The organism is Vibrio sp. B181a (assembly GCF_030248375.1).
GTDB lineage: Bacteria > Pseudomonadota > Gammaproteobacteria > Enterobacterales > Vibrionaceae > Vibrio > Vibrio campbellii.
Genome location: NZ_JAHGAD010000090.1, coordinates 1 through 7510 on the forward strand (window position 1 = coordinate 1; position 7510 = coordinate 7510).

Annotated in this window: 8 protein-coding genes; 1 reads left to right on the forward strand and 7 read right to left on the reverse strand. The window is 41.4% G+C overall.

What is annotated here, in order from left to right; genetic code table 11:
- Positions 1-29: 29 nt before the first annotated feature.
- Genes KIO97_RS24420 through KIO97_RS24445 form a run of 6 tightly spaced genes read right to left on the reverse strand, consistent with a single transcriptional unit; the run spans position 30 to position 5196 of the window.
- A complete protein-coding gene (locus tag KIO97_RS24420; RefSeq protein ID WP_285384205.1) occupies positions 30-401 on the reverse strand; it encodes a hypothetical protein in 372 nt (123 codons plus the stop codon).
- Positions 402-408: 7 nt separating this feature from the next.
- Positions 409-1785 carry a hypothetical protein gene (locus KIO97_RS24425; protein WP_285384206.1) on the reverse strand — a complete coding sequence of 459 codons (1377 nt, stop codon included), beginning with the start codon at positions 1783-1785 and terminating at the stop codon, positions 409-411.
- A complete protein-coding gene (locus KIO97_RS24430) occupies positions 1782-3365 on the reverse strand; it encodes a hypothetical protein (RefSeq protein ID WP_285384207.1) in 1584 nt (527 codons plus the stop codon). The genes KIO97_RS24425 and KIO97_RS24430 overlap by 4 nt, the downstream gene beginning before the upstream one ends.
- Positions 3334-4059, reverse strand: coding sequence for a hypothetical protein (locus KIO97_RS24435; RefSeq protein ID WP_285384208.1), 726 nt, complete (start codon positions 4057-4059; stop codon positions 3334-3336). The genes KIO97_RS24430 and KIO97_RS24435 overlap by 32 nt, the downstream gene beginning before the upstream one ends.
- Positions 4044-4823 (reverse strand): hypothetical protein, encoded by a 780-nt coding sequence (locus tag KIO97_RS24440; RefSeq protein WP_285384209.1) that lies wholly within the window; start codon positions 4821-4823, stop codon positions 4044-4046. Before KIO97_RS24440 ends, KIO97_RS24435 begins: the two co-directional genes overlap by 16 nt.
- A gap of 46 nt (positions 4824-4869) precedes the next feature.
- Entirely contained in the window at positions 4870-5196 is a 327-nt protein-coding gene (locus tag KIO97_RS24445) for a hypothetical protein (protein ID WP_285384210.1), read from the reverse strand.
- Between the two features lie 174 nt (positions 5197-5370).
- Here KIO97_RS24445 and KIO97_RS24450 point away from each other — a divergent pair, with 174 nt between their 5' ends.
- A complete protein-coding gene (locus tag KIO97_RS24450) occupies positions 5371-6927 on the forward strand; it encodes a hypothetical protein (RefSeq protein ID WP_285384211.1) in 1557 nt (518 codons plus the stop codon).
- A gap of 57 nt (positions 6928-6984) precedes the next feature.
- Here KIO97_RS24450 and KIO97_RS24455 read toward each other — a convergent pair whose 3' ends face one another.
- Complete coding sequence (locus tag KIO97_RS24455; protein WP_285384212.1) at positions 6985-7383, reverse strand: hypothetical protein; 399 nt, start codon at positions 7381-7383, stop codon at positions 6985-6987.
- Between the last annotated feature and the right edge of the window lie 127 nt (positions 7384-7510).

Consider the following 7510-nt stretch of genomic DNA (forward strand, 5'->3'; position numbering starts at 1 on the left):
TATCGAGATGATCATACATCACCTCTTAATCAGGTGGCCAAATTCACTATGCCACTACACTTTGCGGCCTCTGCCTTGTATTTCCAGATTTCTGATTGCGTGATCGCTAAATCTCGTTGTTTTTGGAGTGTAACTGTCGCTGCCGCGTATTTTTTGTCGACAGCCCCTTCAAGTAAACGAGTGGCGTATAACAACTCATTCGCATCCGGCGCGACAATACGCAGTACATCTTCACATTGTCCATTACTACCCAACGCGTTAGTTTTAGAGTTAACTTTTGAAGCCGCCTTTGCCCGTTCTTGAGCCACAATTTCATCAACGTCATCTCCAGATAACGCAATGCTAAGCAGAGCAATAATTAATGCCCCCAAACCAATCAATTTTTTCGTTCTAGCTTCCATTACTGCCTCACTTACACAATCCTGCAGAAGTTACGTTATCTAAAGAGCAACCGATTACCTGCAGTTGTATCTTGCCGCTCAACAATCCAAAATTACCATCAACTTTAAAGTTACCTTGCTTGAACCCAATCGGAAGGTCATTTAGGAGAACACCTAATAAATCTACCCCTTCCTCTGACATGTTCTTTACATCGATATCAATGTCTCGAACTGCATATTCCCCTTTTTTCTTCTCTTTACCGAAAGTAACTTTTGCGTTAGGGATGAACTTTTCGAGCCCTCCCATTACGAAATTGATAGTCCCTTCTATCGGAATTAAAGTTGGTTGCTTTAACACTGGAATTGAACAGTTAGGATCAAACTCTTTGACGATGAGAATTTCATTTTGCGCTACGGATACAATCCCTGCTCCTATTCGGTGTGCAGCTTCTCTTGCATGATTTGCAGGCGAGTTACTACTTGATTTCATGTTGACCATGATTGCTTTCGGAGTAAGCTGAATTTTAGTAGGCTTCCACCCCGCGACCCCACTCCTTAAACCTGTTTCCCTTCTATCAGAAACTTTCTTTACCATAGTGCTATACAATTGGTACATCGCAACACGAGGCGAGTATCCTTTATAAAACTCGTTCGCGAACTGAGTTCTGCTTTGCTCACTTTTCTTGATCGCGGTCTCTTCGGCTTGCTGCTCTGAACGAGTCAACACCATCAACCCAATAAATCCGATGACACAGCCTGTTAGAGCCTTCGCCATGGGAGATGTTGGGATCTTGGCTATTTTACCTTTCTCGGTTGCGAGCCTCTGATTTGCAGAATGCCTATCGAACCACTCAATGGAAAAACAAGTGTCATTTTCTTTTGGTTGTGAAGACGAAAGCTTTAAAGAACCATCCTTTTCACTAAGCACAAGGTCCGAATCAAACGACTCAGCGAGAAGAACAACCTTCCCCTTATTTGACACAATCTCTCTTGAGAATGATTCAATAACATTAAGTGCATGATCATCACTTTTCAGAGGTAACTCATATTCCTCAATTTCCTCTTTCCCACCTTTGCCTACTCTACAAGTAACAATATGTAACTTGTTACCCTCTCTAGAACCTGACTTGGCAGCAGCTAAAAGAGGTCGTGTTCCAAACTTTGCCAGCACAGCCTCAGCAAATGGAATGCCTTTTGCCCTAGAGCCAACCAACCATAAATCCGGAGCCCACCATTTACCTCGTTGAATCAAAGTATGAAAAATGATGTTCTTATTCTTAACATTGGCATCAACTGTTTGATTGATTTTGGAGCGAACCTGACGGCCTTTAATTAAGGTACGCTCACAACCAAATACAAAACCCAGTCCTTTTCGTGCTTTTGTCGCGGCCTTTACTCGACTCATATTCTCGCCTTCTTACCTCGAAGGATTTTGACTGAGATCGTCATGATGGTTTCCTTATTCTCTGCACCAGAGCGCTTAGAAAAGCCAGTAACGTCGTATCCCGCATTTGCCATTTCAGTAATAACAGAATCCACCTCCATACCGCCAATGACCATTGTGTGGCCGTGCGGAACAATGACTGTATGATCGAATTCCATATCGGCAACTTTTGGACTTTCAACGTAGGTTTTCGTTGCTTCATTGTTCTTAGTTTTGATCCCAAGGTCATAGCTAACGCTTGAATGTAGTTTTAAGAACACATCATCTTGGAATATGCGCGGATAAACATTGAAAATTTGACCAGTCTCAAGCATTTCTTGGCGAGTACCACCCGACGTTATAATACCGCCCGAAGTGGCCGAGTTACCCGTTTGCTCTGCAATGTAAAATTCTCGGTTTACAGCTTTTGAAGAACCAATTGTCGCGTTAGTTGTTACTATTGTTCGAAAAACAGTTCGGCTAACGTCCCCTTGTTGTTTCAATGCATCAAATAACAACTGACTCCCTTCGAATGGGCCTGACTTAACTGCAAAACTGAACTGACTTGTTGGTAACGTACCTTGTCCACCTGTAGTGAACACAGCATCCGATCCAAGCTCGATTCGATCACCCAATGCACTAATTGCAAGGTTCAAATCAGCCCCTAAAACGGCATCTTTTGAAGTGATTACATCTATAAGGGAAATTTTGACTTCTACTTGTTTCGAGTACTCATCGTTAAAGAAGTCAATAATTTTTTCGGCTTCACGAACGTTATAAGGGTAATCACGAACAGTAGCACTTGCTCCAGAGTTCGAAATATGAACACTCCCTTCTTTTGACAGAACCTGCTTAACAGAGTTTTCAATATCTTTAAAAATATCGTTTTCATCGACCTTAATTGCTGAATACATACCAGAAGATAAATCAGACATTGAGGCAGAAACGCCAGATGCAGAAGAACCTGAGCTCGACATACTAGCCGTTCCATCACGCCCAATTTGAAGCTTTCCTTTCCCTGGTAAAGCTACGATTGGGATTGTTTTTCGCTCAAATTTAGAAAACACCACACGACCATCAACAAAATTAAGGGCAAATCCCGCGAGATTTCCTGAACGACGGAGTAAATCACCAATTTGATCGTCTCTCGCTTTGATCGAAATGGGCCTTAGCTTGTCTTCACTACTTAGATCACTGAAATCTAATGTAATCGACTTCCCCTTGACAATTTCATCGACCACCAACTCAAATGGCACTTGAGTCAGCGATACCGAAGTAGTGGCACTATACCAAGCAGGCAACGAAACGGCTTCAGCAGACAAAGGGGCCACATAGAACTGCTCGTTAAAGACAATTCTTTTATATTTATTTTCTCGTTTGCTTTTCGCTTCGATCTCAGCCCTTTTTAGTACAGCCTGCGCTTGTTGGTGTTCAATTTCTTCTGTGATTGAGCACCCGACCAGTACAGAGCTGCACAAGACGGCTACGCCAATAGCTCGACTAAATTTATGCCATATGTTTTGCATCATCTTACTGACCTCCAAAGATACGTTTGCGGTCATACAAAATTTCAATGATTCGATTCCCGCGAGGGTTTGCATAGATTGGATATGGCTCGTTGTATGACAACAAAATAGTGTCGAGAATGTCGTACACGCTCTCACCTGATAGCCACATATCAGCACTAACTTGATGGTTATCACTTATCCCCCCCATCACTGGCGGATACGCTGAAGTCGGTTCAAGTAAGGACACAATATTTTCTTTAAGAGGGCCTTTTCTTAAATGGAAGTAAACAAGCCCATCGCGCTCATTAATGTGAACACGGTCATTTGGACGAATCACTCTTACATAAGAAAAGATGCTTCCTAACAACGCATTTTGTGCTGGCTTTTTAGTCACTGTTGGTTGACGCACAGGATGTGATACTTGAGCCGTGTTAACGGCAGGTAATTGCGCACCTTGCGTTAATTCGCTTTTCACCGATTTCGAATTCACTCTCGGTGTTGTAAGAGCCTTAGTCTTACCCGCAGTAGAACCACTTGCAACTTGCTTATTTGCAGCCCTTTTAGTTGGTTTGTTCATCGAGGCGGTGTTAGATTTACTAGCAGACACGTTCGGATTTACTTGCTCTTCATCCAATACGGCAATAACAAAACCAGTATTAGGGTCCACAACTAACTCTTCCATGACTCCGGCTTTAACGGGAAGTGATAGCGCCAGCGCGATTGCAATAAAACTTACTTTCTTTTCCATGTTTGCTCCGGTTTTTTTTCTATCAGTTTGTAGCCCAAGGTTAATGTGTTATTTCTGGCATCCACCAAGACTTCTATGTTGTTTAAATTCACTTGTTTCGCGATTAACTTGGCAAAAGCTATGGCTTCTTGCTCATCGGCAATTCCTGATTCTGGAAGTGACAATACGTAACGCTTCCTTTGACCTTGTAACTTCGGCATATTTACGGTTATTGCCTTCCATCCAACTTGCTTCAAACCAACGTACAATTGATCAGATATATCACTACTAGGGGTGTTAATTTTGCGCATAAATACTTCACTGAGACTGATCCTAGCGACATCAGAGCGCAAGACCCCGCCAAGTGCAGCAACCTCTATCGATTGAGTATTCATCAATCGCACAAAGGCTTGATCATCCCATTTATCAATAGGGAATACGTACAACTCTACAGCTCCGTTATCCCATTTTTCTTTATCTGAACGGCGAGCCTGTCTGATATACATTCTTGGGTCATCCTCACCCATATCATCGAGCAATAGAGCCGTTTTTTTTGCTCTTTCCATCGCAACATCAGGCTCACTACCACCAATACGTGATACAACTACAACTTGCCTACGACCTTTTAAACGAGCGTCTAAACCTTCTTTAATCGCTAAATGGTTATTTACTCGCGTGTCATTAGCAACTTGATAGGTCATTACTAATGCAGGACGATATAAATTAAACTCGTTTCTGATTTCGTCTTCGCTTTGTGTTTGGACACAACCAAATTGTGAAACCAATATGGATACGCAACCTATCGTTCGCAGTGCGAACGATAGACGACTCTTATTTAGTCCCTTTCTTGACATAACTAATCACCACTTTTTCAATGTCGGCCACTCTCTTTTGCATGGCCGACAAAGCAACACTAATGTCAGTATCGCTTTCTCCAAATCCATAGAGGCTTACATAAGACTGTTTGACCAGTTCTTCTTGTTCTAAAAACTCACTCATACCAAATTGACCAGCATGGTTGTTTATATAAGCAACAATAATTTTGACGCAGATAGGATGAGCAGGAAGCTCTACCTTTTGCACTTTTAGTTCTTTGGAAATCCCCAAGCGAACACTGTCGTGAAATTGTTTAAATAGATATTCGTCAAGTTCTACCATTCCCTACTGCCCACCTATTCGTTCAATGCTTTGGTTTATGGGCATTAGTATTTCTCAGATTTTCGATAGAATTTTTTTTAAGCGGATTGTTGTTTAAAAAAAAATATAAGGCGGACAACAATTAGACTAAGTGCATACCAGAAAGCCATCTGGTATCGTTAAGGGGATGTAGTTATGTTTATCACTACTTCAAATAATATTTCGGCTGTCGCTGTTAAAGACAATGAGGTAAAAACCATGTCAGATCAGACAAACAATCCTGCTGTTGTAAAAGAGTTCAGTAGCAATCCATCTTCTAAACCAGTCACAAACACTCAAAAAGCATACGAGTCACCATTCCGACCAGTTAAAAAATTAAAGTTTCTCCGTCGCGAAAACTTAATTCCACCGGCTTCTAATCATTACGTTCCACCTACGGCACACCAAATAAAAGATCTTGCAACATGGTCAGGTAATTCCGGCGGTGGCCGACAAGGCGTTGAAAAGCTCGCTAACGCGGCAAAAATTGAAGCATTCCAAATGAAACGTTGGACCAACACCAACAAAGCAGTAGATGAATGCCCAACTATTCCATCTCCAGTTTGGCAATACCTTTTGATTAGGCTCGGCGTAATTGAACAAGTAGCATTTCGTCGTTGTGAACCTGAAACCTTTGTTACAGAAACATTTACACCAGAAGCGGCACCGGACAAACCTATAACGTTACGAGCCAAATTTTGGTACGAATCAAACAGCGTCACGATTGATTTTTACGATGACTCGATTAGCTCAAAATCCAGAAAGGATGGAAGACCCGTATTCTCTTTCACGATGAATCACGAAAAGTCCACTCATGGAAATACTGTTGGTAATAAGCTAAGGCACGATGCACCAGACTCTAGAAACTGGCAAGATTTTCTCGTAAAAATGGTCGAAGCACATAACGCTCAACGTTTGAGAGGTGAAGATGTTGACTACTACTTTTCATTCTTTGACGGAAAAGTATGGAAAGCACTTTGGAACATCCACGACTTCTATTCGATTAGCCCACGAGATTTTTTAGACCATGTGAACCTTGACCCATTCCATTGTAAAGATGAAGAGCTCCCAGACCACCGAGGAATATTGTCATTTATGAAGTGGGCAGGTATCCATCGAAATGAACTAGCGTTTATATGCGGGGAAAGCCCAAAACGACTCGCTTACTTATCTAGTGGACGAGGCGAGAGCAAAATCAAAGAAGCGATAGATAAGTACAACGCGGGTGAAATAAACACTAAAGATCTTGCATCCATTCGTTGGGCCAACTCGATAAGCCGTCATTCATGGGCTCTAATGTTATCAGCGTTTGGACTTTCTCCTGCCATTGAGGTACTTGGTAGGAATACACCAAACCCTAGAAAAGTAAGAACCTTTGTACTAGCAAACGTTGCTGGAGTACCAACTAAGTATGTAAAAATTGAAACAGCAATCACATTTAATAATCCAGAGAAAACAAAATTATCTATTACTGGTTGTGTGAATACTGAGAAAGAACGCGGTGAAGACTGGGTTCAGACATTTTCAATATCAATAAATGACAACAACGAGATTATGATTGATGGTGTAGAATCCGGCCACAAAGATTTACGCCCTTCTTCTTGGGATGCATTAGTAAATCGTGTGCCTGAAGTTGCTCAAAGCTATATGCACAAAGCACTATGGTTTGCACTGTCCAATCATTTAAAGTATCACTTAGACGTAATTAGCTAATATCACGCTGTAAAAAAAAGCCTCTTCGAAGAGGCTTTTCTTATATTTTATGTCGGATTACTTTTCACTTTTACGTTGAAGCATAAACTTACCACTAATATGAATACCTCCATTTAGTCGCACGTTCAATCCTTTTGCTTCACCTGCAACGAACGCAAATGCAGATCCCACACGGTGCCAATAGGTGTCGTTTTCAATGACAAAAACGCCAAACACTTCGTTTTCCTGTAATGCATATTCTTGCTCTTTCGCAACAAACAAAGAAAACTCATTAGCAGAAACACCAGGGAACAAACTAACTGAAAGAATATCATCGTTCTTAGTAGTCCACACTTTGCCAATATCTGTAAAAAAGCGTTTTTGTTGATTAGCTTTTTTTTCAGAAACAACAGCATTCATAACAGGTTTAGTAGCATTACTCATAGTATTTTCCTCAATCATGATGGCAACGGCCATGTTTAGTTTCAAATTGATAATTGCACGAACTCAATGAAACAGCAACTCGTTCACCCGCTCTGACCAACACTAACAAAAAAGACCTCCGAGTGGAGGTCTATGCATTTTATAGAGCGTCAACTAGCTT

Excerpts from the sequence above, each read along its gene's own strand:
- KIO97_RS24420 (WP_285384205.1), bottom strand. The coding sequence starts at position 401 with ATGGAAGCTAGAACGAAAAAATTGATTGGTTTGGGGGCATTAATTATT.
- KIO97_RS24445 (WP_285384210.1), bottom strand. The coding sequence starts at position 5,196 with ATGGTAGAACTTGACGAATATCTATTTAAACAATTTCACGACAGTGTT.
- KIO97_RS24455 (WP_285384212.1), bottom strand. The coding sequence starts at position 7,383 with ATGGCCGTTGCCATCATGATTGAGGAAAATACTATGAGTAATGCTACT.
- KIO97_RS24430 (WP_285384207.1), bottom strand. The coding sequence starts at position 3,365 with ATGACCGCAAACGTATCTTTGGAGGTCAGTAAGATGATGCAAAACATA.
- KIO97_RS24425 (WP_285384206.1), bottom strand. The coding sequence starts at position 1,785 with ATGAGTCGAGTAAAGGCCGCGACAAAAGCACGAAAAGGACTGGGTTTT.
- KIO97_RS24450 (WP_285384211.1), top strand. The coding sequence starts at position 5,371 with ATGTTTATCACTACTTCAAATAATATTTCGGCTGTCGCTGTTAAAGAC.
- KIO97_RS24435 (WP_285384208.1), bottom strand. The coding sequence starts at position 4,059 with ATGGAAAAGAAAGTAAGTTTTATTGCAATCGCGCTGGCGCTATCACTT.